The sequence below is a fragment of the Enterococcus sp. AZ011 genome, assembly GCF_050548355.1.
Lineage (GTDB): Bacteria > Bacillota > Bacilli > Lactobacillales > Enterococcaceae > Enterococcus > Enterococcus faecalis.
In genome coordinates this window covers 621,236-640,675 of record NZ_CP172959.1, presented here as the reverse complement: position 1 = coordinate 640,675, position 19,440 = coordinate 621,236, and the positions used below count along the sequence as shown (strand labels likewise).

Sequence of the window (19,440 nt, the reverse complement as noted above, 5' to 3'; positions counted from 1 at the left end):
GGCTCAATCTTTTAGTTAAATTTCTTCTATTTATGAACGATTCTTTCGTTCGACTAAGTGCGTTTTCCGTTGTGGGCCAATGATTAAAGGAACGGATTCATATTTGACTTCACTGTATTCCAAGCCAAACCAACTTTCAGGAGAGGTAGTTAAGTTTTTGATAGCTAATTTTGCCTGCATAATTTGTCGATCCCATTTTTTCAGTTCAGAAACGTTAGATAATTCTTCTTGAATTAATACAAATTGGAAATCGCCAACTTCTCTTCCTGGCGTTAATGAATAACGTTGTGGCTGTTTTGGCAAGCGGCCTGTTTTCATCAAGTCATGAACAATTTGTCTTAAATATACATTCACTTCTTGAGAAATATGGAAGCCTAAATATAGCTGAACTTGCACAATAAAATCAGTTCCTAGCATGTCAACAGAATACTCTTGAGTAAAGGGTTCATCTGTTACCTGAACATTAACAAACCAATAAACATTCGCTCGTTTTGGTTGTTTGTCCAAAATCGAATAAATAATATTACGATTAATTTCACCGTCCACTCGATCGGAGGTTAAAAAGACCACGTTGGTTTGATACATAGGTACAGACGTATCTTCTTTCAAAGCTTTAAGTTGTGGTACATATTTTTCCAACGACACTTGTTCCGCCGTCGCTTCCTTAATCTCGTTGCCGCGTTCCCAAATAATCATGATGCATAACAAGAAGACTGCCATTCCCACAGCAACATATCCACCATGGAAAAACTTCGCAGCACTTGAAAAGAAAAAGACAACTTCAATGGCAGCAAAGAACAAGGAAATTAGATACGCAGACCAAGCTGGAATTTTATCCAAAAGATAAAACAACAATAAAATGGTTGTCATTAACATCGTAATCGTAATCGATAGACCATACGCAGCTTCCATGTGTGTCGATGTTCTAAAAGCCAGCACGATTGCTGAACAAGCTAACCACAAAATTAAATTTACCGCTGGAATATACATTTGACCGATATTGCTCCCAGGATAAATAATTTTAAGTCTTGGTAATAACTTCAATTTAATCGCTTCAGAAACTAAAGTATACGAACCTGATATTAACGCTTGCGAAGCAATCACTGCGGCGATTGTTGCAAAAACAACGCCAAATACGAGAATACCTCGTGGAATCATTTGGAAAAATGGGTTAATTTCAGCTAATGCCTGCATTTCAGGGTTTTCTTTGACCGTTAACAACCACGCAGCTTGCCCTAAATAATTAAGAATCAAACAAATCTTAATATACGGCCAGCTAATGCGGATATTCATTTTTCCTACATGCCCTAAATCAGAATATAAAGCTTCAGCACCAGTTGTAGCCAAGAAAATATTCCCTAAAATAAATAGACCTAATTTATTTTCTGGACTGACTAGTAATTGCAAAGCATAATATGGATTTAATGCACGAATAACCGTCCAATCTTGGCTAAAATTCATTAAACCAATGATGCCTAAAAAAGTAAACCACAAGAACATAATCGGCCCAAAAGCTTTCCCGACCAATTCTGTTCCAAATCGTTGAACAGAAAAAAGAATTAAAATAATCGTCAACGTAATAACCACTATAATCGTTTGGTCATTGCCAAAACGTTCAAAAAATGCCGGAATTCCCCGTAAGCCTTCAATCGCTGTCGTCACTGTCACAGCTGGGGTCAAAACGCCATCAGCCAGTAAAGCGGCACCGCCAATCATTGCGGGAATAATCAAATACTTACTTTTTTTACGAACCAATGTATAAAGAGAGAAAATCCCACCTTCTCCATGGTTATCAGCATTTAAAGCAATAACAACATATTTAATCGTGGTTAAGATAGTCAATGTCCAAAAAATTAACGAGACCGAACCTAAAATAAACGATTCAGAAACCCGTGCCAAGCCACCATTATCTCCTACAATGGCTTTCATTACATATAAAGGGCTCGTTCCAATATCTCCATAGACAACGCCCATGGCAACTAAGATCCCTGCCATCGTAAATTTCCGACGATCAAACCCCTCTGCTTTGTGTAACACAATACTTTCCTCCTACAAAAGAAATGACTTCGTTTAGTTTAACCAACAGCTCCATAAAAACTTTTAAAACTCTTTATTATATAACGTTTTATATATCTTTTTCATTAGTCAAAAAGCGCTTTTTGACTAACGATGCTACTCACTATAATACGTTTTAAATCGTTTAGCAAGTCTTTTTATTAGAGAATGTCCATCTTAGATAAGAAACCCACCTATTTTGAAAAAAGGAAAATCAAAAATAAGTGGGGCAGCAGTCGAAACGACTGCTGCCCCACTTGCTAACTATTAAGATAATTTTCTGAACAAAGGTAGCTTCTTTTATTCCTGTTAAATTTAAATCACTTCTTCTTCCTCTTCGACTTCAGAGAAATGGAACTTAATCATTTCATTGACGAAAATTGGCACAAAGGATAGGAAAATTGCTAACATCCAATGATTTAAACTAATATGCACTAATCCAAATAGTTCTTGTGTGAATGGTAATAAAGCAATGGTTGTGGTAATTAATAATGCTAAAACGACCATTTCAAAGAGCGACTTGTTGCTTGATAATTTTACACGGAAAACAGAGTTCGCACTACGAACATTAAAGACATGTAAGATAGAGGAATAAGCTAAGATTAAAAATGCCACTGTTTGTCCAACTTCATAGCTGTTTGAAACATAGGCTGAAACACCTGGTACAAAGGCACCTAGGTAAAAACCAAACAAAGTAATGACTGTGAACACTGCTGCATTAATCCCAATCTTTTGCCATAAGCCTCGTGCAAAAATCCCTTCGTTTTTAGGGATTGGTGCCTCATCCATAATTCCTTTTTCCGCTGGTTCTTTTCCTAATGCAAAACCAGGTAACCCATCTGCGACCACGTTAACAAACAACAGTTGAACTGCAGTAAATGGCGCACCCCAACCAAGTAACATGGCAATTAAAACAATAAAAATCTCAGAAATATTACAGCTTAACAAGAAGTTAATGGCTTTACGAATATTTCGGTACACGGCACGTCCTTGCGCAACCGCATCAACAATAGTTGCAAAGTTATCGTCCGTCAAAATCATATCTGAAGCGCCTTGGGCCACATCTGTTCCAGTAATCCCCATTGCGCAACCGACATCACTAGCTTTCAAGGCTGGCGCATCATTCACGCCATCTCCGGTCATTGCTACAACAGCGCCAGAACGTTGCCATGATTGAACAATTCGAATTTTATCTTCAGGGGTTACACGTGCATAAACGGATAAATCTTTAACCCGTTTATCTAATTCTTCATCACTCATTTTTTTCAGTTCTGAACCAGATAAGGCTTCACTTTTATCTTTTAAAATTCCTAATTCTTTAGCAATTGCACTGGCTGTTACCACGTGATCACCAGTAATCATGACTGTTTTAATTCCAGCTTTTTTCGCACGAGCAATGGCGCCCTTACTTTCTGGACGTGGTGGATCAATCATGCCAATTAAGCCTAACAAGCGAAGATTTTTTTCTAAAGCCTCTGATGTAATTTCCTTGGGTGGTTCATCATATACGGCATAACCGACAGCAATAACTCGTAACGCTCGTTTTCCGAAACGATCATTAACAATAGCCGCTTGATCGACATCTCCGAAACCAAAACGAGGTAGTAACACATCAAAGGCTCCTTTAGTAATTGAGATGTACTTTTTCCCCCATTGATGGACCGTAGTCATCATTTTTCGTTCTGAATCAAAGGGAATTTCACCAATACGAGGATATTTTTCTTCAAGTTCTTCTTTAGTATGATAATTTTCTTCGACAGCACGAACAATTGCCGCTTCTGTCGGATTCCCTGTAACAGTTAGTTCATCGCCTTCTTTTTCCACAATGACATCTGTACATAAAGCAGCCATTTTCAATACTTCCATGGCTTCATCGGTCATGGCATCTTCCGTATCCGTTACTTCATCACCACGATGCCATACTCGGCGGACGCGCATTTTATTTTGTGTCAGTGTTCCTGTCTTATCAGAACAGATAACATTCGCAGTTCCTAGCGTTTCTACTGCTGGCAATCGACGAATAATCGCATGTTTCTTAGCCATTTTTTGAACACCATATGCTAAGGTTAACGTTACAATCACGGTTAGTGTTTCTGGTACAGCTGCCACCGCTAAGGAAACGGCTGTCATAAACATTTCAAGAAGCGGTTCTCCTTGCAGTTCACCAATAATGAAAACAATTGCTGCAGCCCCTAAGGCTAACAAACTAATACGTTTGCCTAATTGATTCAAGCGTTTTTGTAATGGTGTTTTTTGCTGATCGCTGTTATTCAGTAACCCAGCAATTTTACCCATTTCTGTATTCATTCCTGTTGCAGTTACTACTGCTCGTCCGCGGCCATTCACAACGGTACAGCCTTTGAAAATCATATTTATTTGATCTCCTAAGCCATCATCGTCATGCCCCACGTATGTAGGATCTTTTTCAACAGGTTCACTTTCACCTGTTAGTGCTGACTCTTCTACGCGCATTTGAGAAGCTTGAATAAGTCGTGCATCGGCTGTAATCATTGAACCAGCTTCAAGAACTAGAACATCTCCTACTACTAGTTCTTCAGCATCGACTTCGATTACCTTGCCATCTCGTAAGACTGCACTACTTTGCTTGTTCATGTCTTGTAAAGCCGCCAGAGATTTTTCAGCATTTCCTTCTTGAACAATGGCTAAAACAGCATTGATAATCACAATTGCAATAATTAAGATTCCTTCAAAATATTCGCCATGTTCTGTTACGATTGCTGTATAAAACGAAATTGCCGCAGCAACTAATAAAATAATCGTTGTAAAATCAGATAAACTGTGAATAAATTTCTTTAACACAGAATCCTTCTTAGCCTCTTCAAATTGATTGCGGCCATTTTCTTTCAGCCGTTGTTGGGCCTCTTGTTGTGTTAACCCAGTTTCAGTATTGACTGAAACTTCTTTTGTGACAGTATCGACAGATTGCTTGTAAGCTTCCATCCTATTCCCCCTCTAATTTTTTCTTCCTATATAATAGTGTCTCTATTAAATATAACATGATTTTTTTTGAACACGCAACTTTTTTCATCTTTGGCTTAGCGTTCTCTCATATGTCCAGAAAAAACTGGTATTTTCGTTGTTGCTACAGCAATGTTTCTATTTGATTATGGGAATTTTATGAAAAAAGAAACGAATTCAGCCAAAAAGCAATGGACATTTTTTTCATTTTGTCTGATAAAAAAATAGTTTATTTCTATATATTCAACACAAAAACAACAAAAAATACAATGTTATTTGGTTCGCATGATTATTTATTTTACATGTTATAAAATAACCAGAAAAATATTATATTTAATCTTATTAATAAGTGTTATAATTTGCAAACGCTTCCAAAAAGTGCTATTCTTTAAGTGTAAGGAGGACATGCAAATCAATTGGTTGAAGATTTTCTCAGTAGATAAAAATCGGTAAACTCAAAGTTGTTAGAATTGCAAGATTCACCTGTAAACAATACGTGTAGAGTAATTGTTAGTGATAACTCGTATCGGAAAATAGGGAAAGGTTATAGAAGGATGGAGTTTCTATAAAGCATTTACCCTATCTGTTATCACCTAACGCAAGTTATCCACCATCCAAGCGTCGAAACTGTATGAAAACAAGGTTTTAGTTTCACCACATCACGTTCACCTTTTGCTTTACATGTATCGCGAAATGTAAACACTTATTCAACCAATTGATGTCTTCCCGTTAACAAGGCCGAGCTTAAATTTAAGCTCGGTTTTTTCTTTTAGGCAATAAAATATATTTGTATCAAATAATCATATGTGTTATATTCAAGGTGCACATTCTATTTTATCTTCTTTTAAAGGAGGGAATGCTATGCGAAAAAAGAAAAAATCTTCGTTTGAAAGTTCAATTCATGTTTATCGTGCTATGGCTCGTATGACCCAGCAAGATTTGGCCAATCGAGTCGGTGTCTCTCGACAAACAATTATTCAACTGGAACGAAACAAGTACAATCCTTCATTACTTCTTGCGCATGACATCGCGAACGTCTTTGGCGTAACCATTGATGATGTGTTCACCTTCAAAGAAACACTGAATGACGATGTAGAACAAGAAGCCTAAACAGTATAAGCTGTACTTAACAAGACAATTTTTCTGATTGTACTTGGAGTTGCCGAGGTACAACTTAGTACCGGCAATACGAAGAAAGCCCTTCTTCGTATTGTTGTTTCAATAATTAATCTTTGCTTACATAAAAAAGAACGGCGCAACCGTGGTTGCGCCGTTCTTTTTATTCTAAGATTGTCTACTAAGCACTTTTGTCCTAGTAGCGTTTTGGTTTCTAACTTTATTATTTACAGGGGAAGAAAAAATAAAGCACACCTTTACTGTGATTCCAAAAATCACGTGTTTATCATAATATATTTTTGTTTCAATCCCAAGTATTCTGCTCACAAAGTGTCGCTTATTTAATAAACATTGCATCGCCAAAACTAAAGAAACGATATTTTTCCTCAATTGCATGTTGGTAAGCAGCCAATGTTAAGTCTTTTCCTGCAAAGGCACTCACAAGCATCACTAACGTAGATTTTGGTAAATGGAAGTTCGTTGAAAAAGCCTCTACGACTTTAAATTGATACCCTGGTGTGATAAAAATATCGGTCCAGCCACTGTCAGCCTGGATTTCACCATTAAATTTTGTGCCAATTGTTTCCAACGTACGAATAGAAGTTGTTCCAACCGCAACAATCCGACCGCCTGCTTGGCGTACTTCATTTAATTGCTTAGCCGCTTCTTCAGTTAAACGATAGAATTCGCTATGCATATGATGTTCTTCTATATTATCAACGCTCACGGGACGGAATGTTCCTAAACCGACATGTAAAGTTAAATAAACGAGATGAACACCTTTTGCTTTGATCTCTTCTAATAGTTCTTTTGTAAAATGCAAACCCGCTGTTGGTGCTGCAGCTGAACCATTTTCTTCAGCATAAACCGTTTGATAACGATCTGGGTCATCTAGACGTTCTTTGATATATGGCGGCAATGGCATTTCTCCTAACGATTCTAAAATTTCTAAGAAAATACCATCATATTTAAATTCAATGATTCGACCACCATGTTCCAACTCTTCTTTAACCACCGCTTTTAGGCGACCATCGCCAAATTGAATTTCCGTGCCGACTTTTGCACGTTTCGCGGGTTTAATCAAGGTTTCCCATGTATCGCCTTCTGTATTTGTTAAAAGTAAAACTTCCAAATGACCGCCTGTTTCAGGTTTTTCTCCATATAAACGGGCCGGCAGTACCCGTGTATTATTCATGACTAATGCATCCCCAGGCTGTAATTCATCAAGAATATCATGGAAATGTTTATCCTCCATGTCCCCTGTTTCTTTATTTACAACTAATAATCGTGAACTAGCGCGATCTTTTAGTGGGGTTTGAGCAATTAATTCTTCTGGTAAATCAAAATCAAAATCTTCTGTACTTAGCATTTCCGTCACTCTTTCTACTAGTTTTTATCTTGGTTATTCTAACACTTTTTCTTGTTTCTGGCTATGTCAGCCTTCTGAATCAAACTAAATAGTTGTCAAAAAATGTCAGAAGCACTATACTTACTTTAAGTAAGTATACATAGTTATTTAGAGGAGGAACTCAAAATGCATGCTCAATTTCATCATGTTTCACTATTAGCGCGTCATGGTCAAGAAAACCAATCATTCTATACAAAATTGTTAGGCTTACGCTTTGTCAAAAATACCGTCAATCAAGACAACAATCGCATGCCTCATTATTTTTATGGCGATTATCAAGGCACACCGGGAAGCTTAGTAACTTTTTTTATCGTGCCCTTATTAGGCAACCGCTATGAAGAAAAAAATTATTTAGCCACGATTGGCTTAAAAATTCCCCAAAACAGCCTTTCCTTTTGGGAACAACGTTTAACAGAAAACAAAATTCCATTTAACAAAAAAGAAAAGAGCCTACATTTCAGTGATCCAGATGATACGCATATTATCCTGACAGAAGTTCCTGAAAATCCATTAAAAGAAACACTCGTTGTTTCTAACGACATTCCAGCAGCGGTTCAAATTATCGGTTTGACCTCTACTGAATTTCATGTGCCAGATTCTGAAAAAACCTTGGCCTTTTTTGAAACATTTCTTGGTTGGCAAGCAGTTGGCAATACGATTATTTTAAGTGAGACGGAAAGCTTTTCTGTTCATCAAACAACGTCGGATAAAACAAGCCGAATGGGGCGTGGCAGTATGGATCATATTGCTTTTTCTGTAGCTGATGATGAAGCATTACAAGAACTACACACGCGCGCTTTAGCACAAGGCTGGGAGATTGAAATGTATGTAAGTCGTGGATATTTTAAAAGTTTATACATTCGTGAACCAGGCGGGAATCGGGTTGAATTTGCTACTTTGACTCCTGGCTTTACATTGGATGAGCCTCTGGAACATTTAGGGGAAACGTTGGCTTTACCACCTTTTTTAGAACCAAAACGGACTGCAATTGAAGCCAACCTCTACAAAGACATGTAACCAACGCTTTAGAAAACAACGGAAGACGGACGTAATAATCGGTGACAAAATTACGTCCGTCTCTCTTCCCCTATGTTTGAATGTTTGAACAAGAGAATAAAAAATGACCTTCAGATTTTTCTGAACGTCATTGCACATTCCATAAAAAGCATCCTTCGTTCTTCCACTTCTTACTCCTTAAAAAAACTGGTAATTTTTTCAAAAATTCAGTAAAATAAAAGTGATCAATGGTTTCCATTGATTGAACGGGCAACTTGATGGTCCACTTGCACAGGTGACTATTCAAGGCTTCGTGATTTAGTTGCCGCTAAATCATGAAGCGCCTTTTTTTATTTTATTCCCTTGTTCTCTTTCCATTCTAATGAAAAACTCAGCTCCCGTCAACTTGCTATAAAGGACACTTTTCTTTGTTATAGCGGCTTTTTCCCCTTCTCAGAATACTCTTTTTAACATCTTGTTTCGTTCAGATAACTTTTACTAAACAATAGTTATCTTTTCTTTTTTTTAGAACGAATTAAAAAAATTTTACCGCCTTCTTTTTCCCATTAAAAATAGATTACATTTGTCGAAATCGCATTTTTATAGCATACTAGTAATAAGATACATTTTCAAAATATTTAGTTGAGGTGAGTAAGTTGATAGAATTTCAGCATGTATCAAAATTTTATAAAGGCGGAAAAGTCGCCGTTGATGACATTAATTTGTCTTTCGATAAAGGTGAATTTATCTGCTTCATCGGAACAAGTGGTAGTGGAAAAACAACATCAATGCGGATGCTTAACCGCATGACCGACCCTTCAAAAGGAAAAATTTTAATTGATGGCCAAGATATTCAAAAAATCAATCCTGTAGAGCTACGTCGCCAAATTGGCTATGTCATTCAAAATATCGGCTTGATGCCTCACATGACCATTCGTGAAAATATCGTTTTAGTGCCTAAATTATTAAAAGTACCTGTGGAAGAACGCAATAAGATAGCCGAAAAAATGATTGATTTGGTTGAGTTATCACGAGAAATGTTGGACCGCTATCCCAATGAACTTTCTGGCGGACAACAACAAAGAATCGGCGTTGTGCGGGCTTTAGCTGCCAATCAAGATATTATTCTAATGGATGAACCTTTTGGTGCTTTAGATCCTATCACCCGTGATTCATTACAAGATTTAGTGAAAGATTTGCAAGAACGTTTAGGAAAAACTATTGTCTTTGTTACCCATGATATGGATGAAGCGTTGAAATTAGCAAATAAAATTGCCATTATGAGCGAAGGCAAAGTAATTCAATTTGACACACCAGATAATATTTTACGTCATCCAGCCAATGAATTTGTAGAAGAACTCATCGGAGAAGATCGCCTATTACAAGCCAAACCTGATTTCACCACTGTTGATGAAGTCATGTTAAATTCAGCTATTACTATCACGCCAGAAAAATCTTTACAAGAAGCGATTAAATTGATGCGTGAAAAACGGGTTGATACCTTATTAGTTGTTGATAATTCCCATGTGCTTAAAGGCTTTATCGATGTTGAAACATTAGATCAGCAACGTGGCAAAGCTTCTAGTGTCGGTGATATCTTGAATAAAGATGTCTTCTTTGTTCAAAAAACCGCTCTTTTACGTGATGCTTTACAAAGAATCTTAAAACGTGGCTTAAAATATGTGCCAGTCGTTGATGAGCAAAAACGAGTGGTGGGCATCTTAACACGTGCTTCCCTTGTTGACATTGTTTATGATGTTATCTGGGGCGATGAAACAACGATTAGTGAAGCTGTAGAAGCAAAACAAAGCGAGTCCGAAACTGATAAAGAGGAGGCGTAAGCAATGAGTAGCTTCTTTCAAGAATATGGATCAGAAATGATTTCAAAAAGTATTGAACATATTTATATTTCATTCTTTGCACTTTTATTAGGGGTCGCTATCGCTGTGCCCGTTGGCGTTTGGTTAACACGTTTGCCCAAAGTAGCCAATATTGTCATTGGTTTAACAAGTGCCTTACAAACGGTTCCTTCGTTGGCTTTATTAGCTTTGATGATTCCAATTTTTGGTGTCGGCAAAACACCCGCTATTATCGCGCTATTCATCTATTCCCTTCTACCTATTTTAAGAAACACGTATATCGGAATGAAAAATGTCGATGAAAATTACCGAGATGTTGCTAAAGGCATGGGCATGACCAATTTACAGTCTATTTTTAGTGTTGAATTACCCATTGCCATGCCAACAATTATGGCCGGCATTCGTTTAGCTGCTGTCTATGTCATTGCTTGGGCTACACTGGCTTCTTATATTGGTGCAGGTGGTCTTGGTGATATGATTTTCAGTGGATTAAATAACTATCAGCCAGAATTAATCTTTGGTGGGACTATTCCAGTAACTATTTTAGCGCTTTTAGCAGATGTTCTTCTTGGATTATTAGAAAATCGTTTAACGCCAAAAGCTTTAAGGGAGGGCGAATAATGATGAAAAAGAAACTCAAGTTAAGCTTACTCTTCTTAAGCAGTTTACTTTTATTGGCAGGTTGTTCTTTACCTGGTCTCGCTTCAACTTCTGATGATAACACTGTCGCCATTACAGGTGGGATTACTTCAGAAGCGCAGATTTTAGGGAGCATTGTAGCGGATATGGTTGAGCATTACACAGATAAAAAAACAAATGTGATTAACAACTTAGCCACTACTACCATCAATCACCAAGCAATGTTAAACGGAGATGCCTCAATTTCTGCAGCTCGTTATACTGGTACTGACGTGACCACTACGCTGGGCTTACCAGCGGAAAAAGACCCTAAAAAAGCGTTTAACCTAGTTCAATCAGAATTTGAAAAACGTTATCAACAAACTTGGTTCCCTTCATATGGATTTGAAAATACTTATGTATTCTTAGTTACAAAAGAAACGGCTGAGAAATACAATTTAAAAACAGTCAGTGATTTAGGGAAAGTCGCAGACAAATTAGTTGCTGGTGTCGATACTGCGTGGATCACACGTGAAGGCGACGGTTATGAAGGCTTTAAAAAGGAATACAACTTCCAATTTAAATCTATTTTACCAATGCAAATTGGCTTGGTGTACGATGCAGTCAACGCTGGAAAAATGGACGTTATCTTAGGTTACTCAACAGACGGCCGGATTGGTAGTTACGATTTAGTCATGTTAAAAGATGACAAGCGCTTCTTCCCGCCTTATGATGCCGCTCCTGTGGTTAGTGACAAATTATTAAAAGAAACGCCGGAAATCAAAGATGTATTAAATCGCTTAGATGGTAAAATTTCTACCAAAAAAATGCAAGAATTGAACTATCAAGCAGATAATGATTTAATTGAACCTGCGGTCGTAGCCGAACGTTTCTTAAAAGAAAATAACTATTTTGAGGGGGAGTAACAGATGAATAATATGAATTTATTCCAACAATTTATCTACTATTTCCAACAAAATGGCGGCTACGTCTTTCAACAATTTTTACGTCACTTTTTAATTTCGATTTATGGCGTAATCTTTGCTGCAATTGTCGGGATTCCTATCGGGATTATGATTTCACGTAAACGTAGCTTAGCCAACTGGATTATCCGTTTAGCGAACATTATCCAAACAGTACCAGCTTTGGCAATGCTTTCGATTTTAATGTTGGGGATGGGCTTAGGTGTCAACACGGTGGTTGTAACGGTCTTCCTTTATTCTCTCCTGCCAATTATCAAGAATACGTACACTGGCATGATTCAAGTGGATCGCAATATTTTAGATGTTGGTAAAGGAATGGGTATGACAAAAGTACAACTTCTTTATATGGTCGAGTTACCTTTATCTGTTTCAGTAATCATGGCAGGTATTCGAAATGCGTTAGTCGTCGCAATCGGGATTACTGCGATTGGTGCTTTCGTTGGTGCTGGTGGTTTAGGGGATATTATTATTCGTGGAACCAATGCCACAGATGGTGCTTCTATCATTTTAGTCGGTGCCTTACCAACGGCCTTTATGGCGATTATCACAGATTGGGTTCTAGGGATTATTGAACGGCGTTTAGACCCAGCTAGCAAACATTCCAATTAATAAAAAATACAGAGCAGATCCAACATTGTTTCTTTTCAATGGGATCTGTTCTTTTATCTAGGAGATCAATAATGTCTAACTATACTATTATCGATTTAAACCAACAACCACACTTAATTCCGTCAGCTGCTCAATGGTTTAGCCAAAAGTGGCAAATCCCCGCTGAAGCGTATCAAGGAAGTATGCAGGAAATGCTAACTAGCGAAAACCACGTACCACATTGGTGGGTCTGCTTGAATAAACAGCAGGACATCGTTGCAGGCGTGGGCGTAATTGATAATGACTTCCACCATCGTGCAGACCTTACGCCAAACCTTTGTGCATTGTATGTCGAACCAACATTTCGTCACCAAGGCTTAGCAGGAATTCTTTTAACAACAGTTGGTGATTTTCTTGCTAATTCTGGATTTAAAAAGCTTTATCTGCTTACAGACCATACTACTTTTTATGAAAGATATGACTGGGAATTTTTGACAATGGTAACCACCGAAGAGCAGTCTTGCGCTAGAATTTATCAAAAACAATTACGTCAATAAAAAAATCTGCCATCAAAAGATGGCAGACTTTTTTTTATTTTTTCAAGTGATAACTATAGGTAGCCACAATAATATTTTCCCGCCACGCTAAACGAATCCGCAAGCGTAAACTTGTTTGGTTATGCAAAATATTTTGCCAACGTTTATTTGGTACAAATTGTGGTACTAAAACTGTTGTACTATAGTTATGCTTCGTGGCATTTTTACTAACCAAATCAACATAACGTAAGATAGGGTTTTGCAGTGAACGATACGAAGAATGGACAATTGATAGACGAACGTCCGGGAAGTGTTTTTTAAACTCTTCCTGAATTTCTTTTTCCTTCTCAACGTTTTCATCCATTGAGACATGCATGGCAACAACATAATCACCAATGGAACGCGCATAGTTCAAGGCGCCGACATTTGCCTTGGTTACGTTTCCTACTAAAACAATAACTGTATTCCCGTCAAACTCATGCAACTGTGCCCCATCTTCTAAACGTAGCTGTTCCGCCACATTTTTATAGTGAGTGTTGACCCGATAAAATGCATAAATCAACACTGGCATAATAATAAAGAACGGCCAGATGTCCCCTAATCGATAAATAAACAAAATGGCGATAATCGCGAAAGAGATAAAGGCGCCGACAATATTAGCAATTGATTTTGGCAACCAATTTTTAGTTTCTTTTCGCCATTTTACAACCATCCCCGATTGAGACAAAGCAAACGGAATAAACACACCAATTGAATACAATGGGATTAAACGTTCTGTGGAACCTTGGAAAATCAATAATAAAACAATGGAACCAGCAGCTAAAGTTAAAATACCGTTTGAATAGCCTAAACGGTCGCCACGATCCATATACATATGCGGCATAAACTTATCTTTGGCTAAGTTATAAGCCAAAACTGGAAAGGCTGAGAATCCTGTGTTAGCGGCAACCGCTAAAATTAAGGCTGTCGCAAACTGTAATAAATAATATAAAATATTTTGACCAAAGACCGCTTTCCCAATTTGTGAAAGAACTGTCACTTCTTCTTTTGGCACAATCCCATACCAATAGTTAATAAATGTAATCCCCACGAAGAAGAACCCTAAAATCGTTGCCATTAACGCTAACGTCCCAGCAGCATTTTTTGCTCGTGGTTTCTTAAAGAATGGCACTGCATTACTGATTGCTTCAACCCCTGTTAAGGAAGAAGAACCAGATGAAAAAGCTCGTAAAACTAAGGCAATAGAAATTCCTGGAACCACGGCTCCTGGTAAAGCTGTCGCATTCAATGGCTGTGCACCAGTCACAATTTTAAATAGCCCAACAACAATCAGTAATGTAATAATTGCGATAAAACTATACACTGGCAACATTAAGAACGAAGCAGATTCTCGCAGGCCTCTCAAGTTCATTAAGGTAATCAATATCACAATCCCAATAGAAATTGCTACTTGATGACCATATAACGCTGGAATCGCCGATATAATCGCCTCTGCGCCCGCTGAAACTGAAACGGCTACTGTTAGCATATAATCGACTAACAACGAACCACCAGCCAATAAACCTGCATTTCTGCCGAGGTTTTCACTACTAACAACGTATGCGCCGCCGCCATGCGGATACGCATGAATAATTTGTCGGTACGACAATGTTAAAGAAATAAGTAAAATAATAACAAATGCAGCAATTGGCAATGAATACCAAATCGCAGCCGCCGACAAAGTAACCAGAACCACCACTATTTGTTCTGTACCATACGCAATGGATGAAAGTGCATCAGAAGATAACAACGCAAGCGCTGCAAATCTACTTAATTTATGTTCATCATTTTCGGCTGATTTCAATGGTTTCCCAATGAACAGTCGTTTTAAATCCGCCATTTTTTTCGACTCCTTTTCTCTAGAGTGACCCGCTCACTTTTTTCATTATTTTTTATCAAACAAATCCATATGCTACGCTTCTCACAATGAAAAGTCAATTGATTTTTGTTACTGAAAAAGATAAAAAAATCACCATCTTTTTTTAATCAGACACTCATTTACAGTCCCCCGCTTCCTTTATCTTATCAAGAGAATCCAGATAACAAAAGGATTTGCATTCTCTAAACAAAAAAGCGAGAGCTAAAAGTCTATTTGACCTTTTGGCTCTCACTTAAAAACTTAGTTAATTATTCCCTTTTATTGTAACAAGTACGTATGATCGAAGGTAATTTCCACTTTATAACGACCAATTTTTTCATAAACTTGCCGTTGAATTTCCACACCCAGTTCAAATTCAGATAATTTTGATTCTGTAGGCAAAACCAAGTCGAACAAAATCTTCGGCTCTTCACCATGGGTAACTAAGCGGATATCATGGACTTTTAAAGACGCATCAAAAGAACGAATAATCTTTTTGATTGTTTGATGAACAAATTGTTGTGTTGGGTCATATAAATTCACTGGATCAATATGACAAACAAGATTAACATCCAACTCTTCTTTAAACTTCGCTTCAATCGCATCGATTGTCTGATGGGCCTTATTTAAATCCCAGCGATCATCAATTTCAATGTGAACAGACGCAAACGTTTGGCTGGGACCATAATTATGAATCAGTAAATCGTGATATCCTACAATTGTTTCCATTTTTGATAAGACATTCTTCATTTCATCAATTTCTGTTTGGCTCGGACGCATGCCCATCAACTCATTAATAAATTCGCGAATTAACTGCAAGCCACTATAAATAATATATGCAGCAATTAAAAAACCAATATATCCATCAATTCGCAAACCAGTGACGCCTTCAATAAATGCAGAAACCAAAACAGCTAATGTAGTATAAACATCATTAAAGCTATCCTTAGCAGAAGCAACTAATGCTTGAGAATCAATTTTTGCTGATACTTTTTTGTAAAACAGCCCTTGCCAAATTTTAATCCCAATTGATAAAGCTAAAACAGCAAATAAAATGGGTGTCACCTTGATTGATTCTGGATGCAGGATGCGATCCACGGAGGTCGTTAGAAACTCAAACCCAATAAACGTAATCACTAATGATACAAGCATTCCACTAATATATTCAAAACGTTCATGGCCATAGGGATGTTCTTTATCCGCTGGCTTACCAGCAATATAAAAACCGACTAATGTTAAAACTGAAGAAATAGTATCGGACAAGCTATTAATGGCATCTGCCATGATTGAAACACTACCTGAAAGCAAGCCAATCATAAATTTACTAACGAATAAAAATAAATTAGAAACAAGCCCAATCCGCCCGGCAAAAGCACCGAATGCTGTTCGTTTTTCCAATTTACGACGTTCAATTTTTTTCTCATATCGTTGAAGCAATGCTTGAATCATTTTACAACCCCTACCCACTTTTTATTTCTTAAAAAAATACTATAAAACCTTTTTATACATTTGTACACAAAAAACCTCACTTTCTGAGGGAGATTTTATTATTTAGCATTGCCAAAAAGTCAAAAGCAAGAGCCCCCAAAACTTCTTTGTTAGGGTTACCTTGAAAATAAAGAAAAACAAAAAGCCGAAAACGCTAGAGACGTTTTCAGCTTTTTGTTTTTTAATGGAATAAATGGCTCTTTTGTGCTAAAGCCGCAAATTTTTTCGATCTGTGTTCCAGATGTGGATAAAGAATTGCGCCGCCAATACTAAAGACGACTGAAATCCCCACCATAATCCAAATGGCAAACCAAGCATTTGGCCAGTAAATGCCTCCTGCTGATTCCCTTAGCAAGTTCACGGCATGCGTAAACGGCAAGAACGGATTAATCATTTGGAAGAATTTACCTGAGACTTGAATTGGGTAGTTCCCACCCCCACCAGAGATGGATAGTACCAAGATTATTATCGCAATTCCTTTCCCTACATTGCCAAAGAGAGCAACGAGCACATAAACCATTATCATAAACGTAATGGCAATCAATACCGCAAACCAGACGCTATACGCTGGATTACGAACATCTACGCCTAACGCAAAGTAATTACCTAAGGTTACAATCAGTGCTTGACCAATCCCCATGACAATGAAGGTAAACATCCGTGCTGAAAATTGTTCCCGTTTAGAAAAGCGTTTTTTATCTTTTCCTTCAAGATAAACATCTGTTGTCGCAACACTTGAGAATAACACAGCGCCAACCCATAAACACAAAGCTGTATAGAATGGGGTACTTGCCGAACCATTATTAGCAATCGGATAAACAGCATGTTCTTTGACTTCAACTGGTTGTGTAAAGAAGTCACTTTCTTTATTGGCATCTAATTTTAGTAATTTAAGAATTTCACCTAAATCAACTTCTTTTTCACCTTTACGGATTGCATTCGCTGCTTTGTGTAATCCTGTTTTGATATTTGGCCAATCATTAATAATCAGCTCGTTGGCTTTGTCTAAGGCCGCTTCAACATCTGGCATTTTCTCATTGACTGTTTTCAAGGTATTCGTTAAATCTTTTCGGATACCTGGATAGTCATTTTGCATAAAGGCTGCCGCTTTGCTGACTTTGTCTTGAATGACTGGTAAATCGTTTTTATACAAATCAGCACCACGATTAATGCCATTGACAATGGTTTCCATATTGCCATTCAACATCGTATTCGCATCATGAATTTCTTGTTTAATTGCCGGCATTTCGGCTTGATATTTTTCTAATAAAGAAATCGCATTAGTGACCGTTTGACTTGTTGAGCTCAATAATCCTTCAAAGTCAATTTGTTGCGCTTTGTTTAGTTGACCTTGAGCGTTTTGGATGGTAGCAATTAATTTACTTGTGACTGTATTAACAGTGTTACTAATTTCATCTGGATGAATATCCAGCAATATATCTGATATAGTAGATGAGAAATCTTGAATATCTTTCAAAGTTTCACGTAATTGGTCAACACTTATTGCATTAAAATCAATACCATCCACTCGTTTTTTAAGTTCTGTTAAAACCTTAACCAAATGTTCCAGTCTTGAAATGGGACCTGCTAAACTATCATTACCCGCCGCTTCCTGTAATTTAGTTAATGTTTCAATTAACTGATTAGCTGCTGCAATTTGTTTTTCCAAGCTTTCAGAAAAACGAGTAACAATTTCACCAAGTTGTTGTCTCTCTTCTGGGGTTAGCTCATTATCAGCAATTAGTTGATCAATTTGGCCAGCTATCGAATTGATATTAGAACTAATCGTTTTTAAAGACTGAATTGAAACTTCAACGCTATTCGTAATGCTTGGTAACGCCTCTTGCAATTTATTGGCGCCATCTAATGTTACATTCCCTAAATCATTGGCTTGATCACCTAGTTTACGAATATCTGGTAACGCCGTTTGAACTTGTTGAATGATTTCTAATCCTTGTTTTGCTTCTTGGATTCCTTCGCTCATTGTTTGTTCCACAGAGGCAAAGTCTTCATCAATCATAGCAATTTGTCGGCCAGCGTTTTGAATTTCTGGAATTTTTTCTTGTAACGTCAAAATAACACTAGCTTGTTCTTTGATGCTTGGCATTTTACCATTTAGCTCAACAATCTTCTCTCCTAAAGCATCAACTTCAGGTAAATATTTCATCGCATCGTTGGCTTTCGCTAATTTTTCTTTTAGCTCAGGCATCTTACCATGTAAGTCAGTGACTTGTTTCGCGTACGTGTCAATGGTTCCAATGTTGGCATCTGTATCTAAAATCATGCTCTTAACTTTTTGAATGCTGACCATGTTTTTATCAATATCATAGCCAATATCATTGAATGTTTTGATTAACGTACTACTTGCCGTTTTAATGAATTCTTCCGAAATTTGTGACTGAATGGAAGAAGCGCCTTTTGACGTAATTTTCGGCGCAATTGCATTAATTTTTTCGTTAATTGAGTATTCAATTTTAGGTTTATTGATATCACCAGAAGTAAAACTTAGCAAATCCTTGGAAAAATCTTTAGGTAAATAAATCCCGGCAAAATATTTTCCTGATTGGACTCCTTTGTCTAATTCCTTTTTCGAATCAACAAAACGCCAACCTAATTGCTTGTTTTTCTTCAAGTTTTTCAAGACTTCATCACCAATATTGACCGATTTATCTTGAAAAGTTGCTGTTTGGTCATCACTATAGACCGCTATTGGTAACTCTCCTGTATTTGAATACGGATCCCATAGTGCTTTAATGTTAAACCATGCATATAATGATGGAATAATCATTAAGGCAACAATCAAAAATGTTGCTACTGGGTTTTTAAAAATTCTTTTCCAATCTAAAATAAATAGTTCCCATGTATTTTTTATATGTTTCATAAAATCACCTGCTTTTTTTTGTGCCTGAATAACTTT

Annotated in this window: 13 protein-coding genes; 7 read left to right on the top strand and 6 right to left on the bottom strand. The window is 37.2% G+C overall.

What is annotated here, in order from left to right:
* Positions 1-30: 30 nt before the first annotated feature.
* Both IGL36_RS03130 and IGL36_RS03125 read right to left on the bottom strand, forming a co-directional pair.
* The gene (locus IGL36_RS03130; RefSeq protein WP_002381294.1) at positions 31-2,037 is read right to left on the bottom strand and encodes a KUP/HAK/KT family potassium transporter; all 2,007 of its coding nucleotides are present in this window, start codon (positions 2,035-2,037) and stop codon (positions 31-33) included.
* A gap of 333 nt (positions 2,038-2,370) precedes the next feature.
* Positions 2,371-5,016: a calcium-translocating P-type ATPase, PMCA-type gene (locus IGL36_RS03125; protein ID WP_002355749.1), complete on the bottom strand. Its 2,646-nt coding sequence runs from the start codon at positions 5,014-5,016 to the stop codon at positions 2,371-2,373.
* 822 nt (positions 5,017-5,838) lie between these two features.
* Here IGL36_RS03125 and IGL36_RS03120 point away from each other — a divergent pair.
* Complete coding sequence (locus IGL36_RS03120; protein ID WP_002355748.1) at positions 5,839-6,144, top strand: helix-turn-helix transcriptional regulator; 306 nt, start codon at positions 5,839-5,841, stop codon at positions 6,142-6,144.
* Between the two features lie 343 nt (positions 6,145-6,487).
* Here IGL36_RS03120 and queA read toward each other — a convergent pair whose 3' ends face one another.
* Complete coding sequence (queA, locus tag IGL36_RS03115) at positions 6,488-7,519, bottom strand: tRNA preQ1(34) S-adenosylmethionine ribosyltransferase-isomerase QueA (RefSeq protein WP_002355747.1); 1,032 nt, start codon at positions 7,517-7,519, stop codon at positions 6,488-6,490.
* Positions 7,520-7,684: 165 nt separating this feature from the next.
* Here queA and IGL36_RS03110 point away from each other — a divergent pair, with 165 nt between their 5' ends.
* The 6 genes from IGL36_RS03110 to IGL36_RS03085 all read left to right on the top strand — a co-directional run bounded on the left by IGL36_RS03110 (position 7,685) and on the right by IGL36_RS03085 (position 13,159).
* Positions 7,685-8,575 carry a ring-cleaving dioxygenase gene (locus tag IGL36_RS03110; RefSeq protein ID WP_002366267.1) on the top strand — a complete coding sequence of 297 codons (891 nt, stop codon included), beginning with the start codon at positions 7,685-7,687 and terminating at the stop codon, positions 8,573-8,575.
* Positions 8,576-9,201: 626 nt separating this feature from the next.
* Positions 9,202-10,395 carry a betaine/proline/choline family ABC transporter ATP-binding protein gene (locus tag IGL36_RS03105; protein ID WP_002397965.1) on the top strand — a complete coding sequence of 398 codons (1,194 nt, stop codon included), beginning with the start codon at positions 9,202-9,204 and terminating at the stop codon, positions 10,393-10,395.
* Between the two features lie 3 nt (positions 10,396-10,398).
* Entirely contained in the window at positions 10,399-11,034 is a 636-nt protein-coding gene (locus IGL36_RS03100; protein ID WP_002355744.1) for an ABC transporter permease, read from the top strand.
* A gap of 2 nt (positions 11,035-11,036) precedes the next feature.
* On the top strand, positions 11,037-11,957 hold the full coding sequence (locus IGL36_RS03095; RefSeq protein WP_002355743.1) for an osmoprotectant ABC transporter substrate-binding protein: 921 nt from the start codon (positions 11,037-11,039) through the stop codon (positions 11,955-11,957).
* Between the two features lie 3 nt (positions 11,958-11,960).
* Entirely contained in the window at positions 11,961-12,623 is a 663-nt protein-coding gene (locus IGL36_RS03090; RefSeq protein ID WP_002363261.1) for an ABC transporter permease, read from the top strand.
* 71 nt (positions 12,624-12,694) lie between these two features.
* Positions 12,695-13,159: a GNAT family N-acetyltransferase gene (locus IGL36_RS03085; protein ID WP_002397966.1), complete on the top strand. Its 465-nt coding sequence runs from the start codon at positions 12,695-12,697 to the stop codon at positions 13,157-13,159.
* Between the two features lie 34 nt (positions 13,160-13,193).
* On the opposite strand, the gene IGL36_RS03080 is transcribed toward IGL36_RS03085, so the two are convergent.
* The 3 genes from IGL36_RS03080 to IGL36_RS03070 all read right to left on the bottom strand — a co-directional run bounded on the left by IGL36_RS03080 (position 13,194) and on the right by IGL36_RS03070 (position 19,404).
* Positions 13,194-15,017, bottom strand: coding sequence for an APC family permease (locus IGL36_RS03080; protein WP_002379167.1), 1,824 nt, complete (start codon positions 15,015-15,017; stop codon positions 13,194-13,196).
* A 297-nt stretch (positions 15,018-15,314) separates the two neighbouring features.
* Positions 15,315-16,484: a cation diffusion facilitator family transporter gene (locus tag IGL36_RS03075; RefSeq protein WP_002391646.1), complete on the bottom strand. Its 1,170-nt coding sequence runs from the start codon at positions 16,482-16,484 to the stop codon at positions 15,315-15,317.
* A 220-nt stretch (positions 16,485-16,704) separates the two neighbouring features.
* A complete protein-coding gene (locus tag IGL36_RS03070; protein WP_010822599.1) occupies positions 16,705-19,404 on the bottom strand; it encodes a YhgE/Pip domain-containing protein in 2,700 nt (899 codons plus the stop codon).
* Positions 19,405-19,440: the final 36 nt, after the last annotated feature.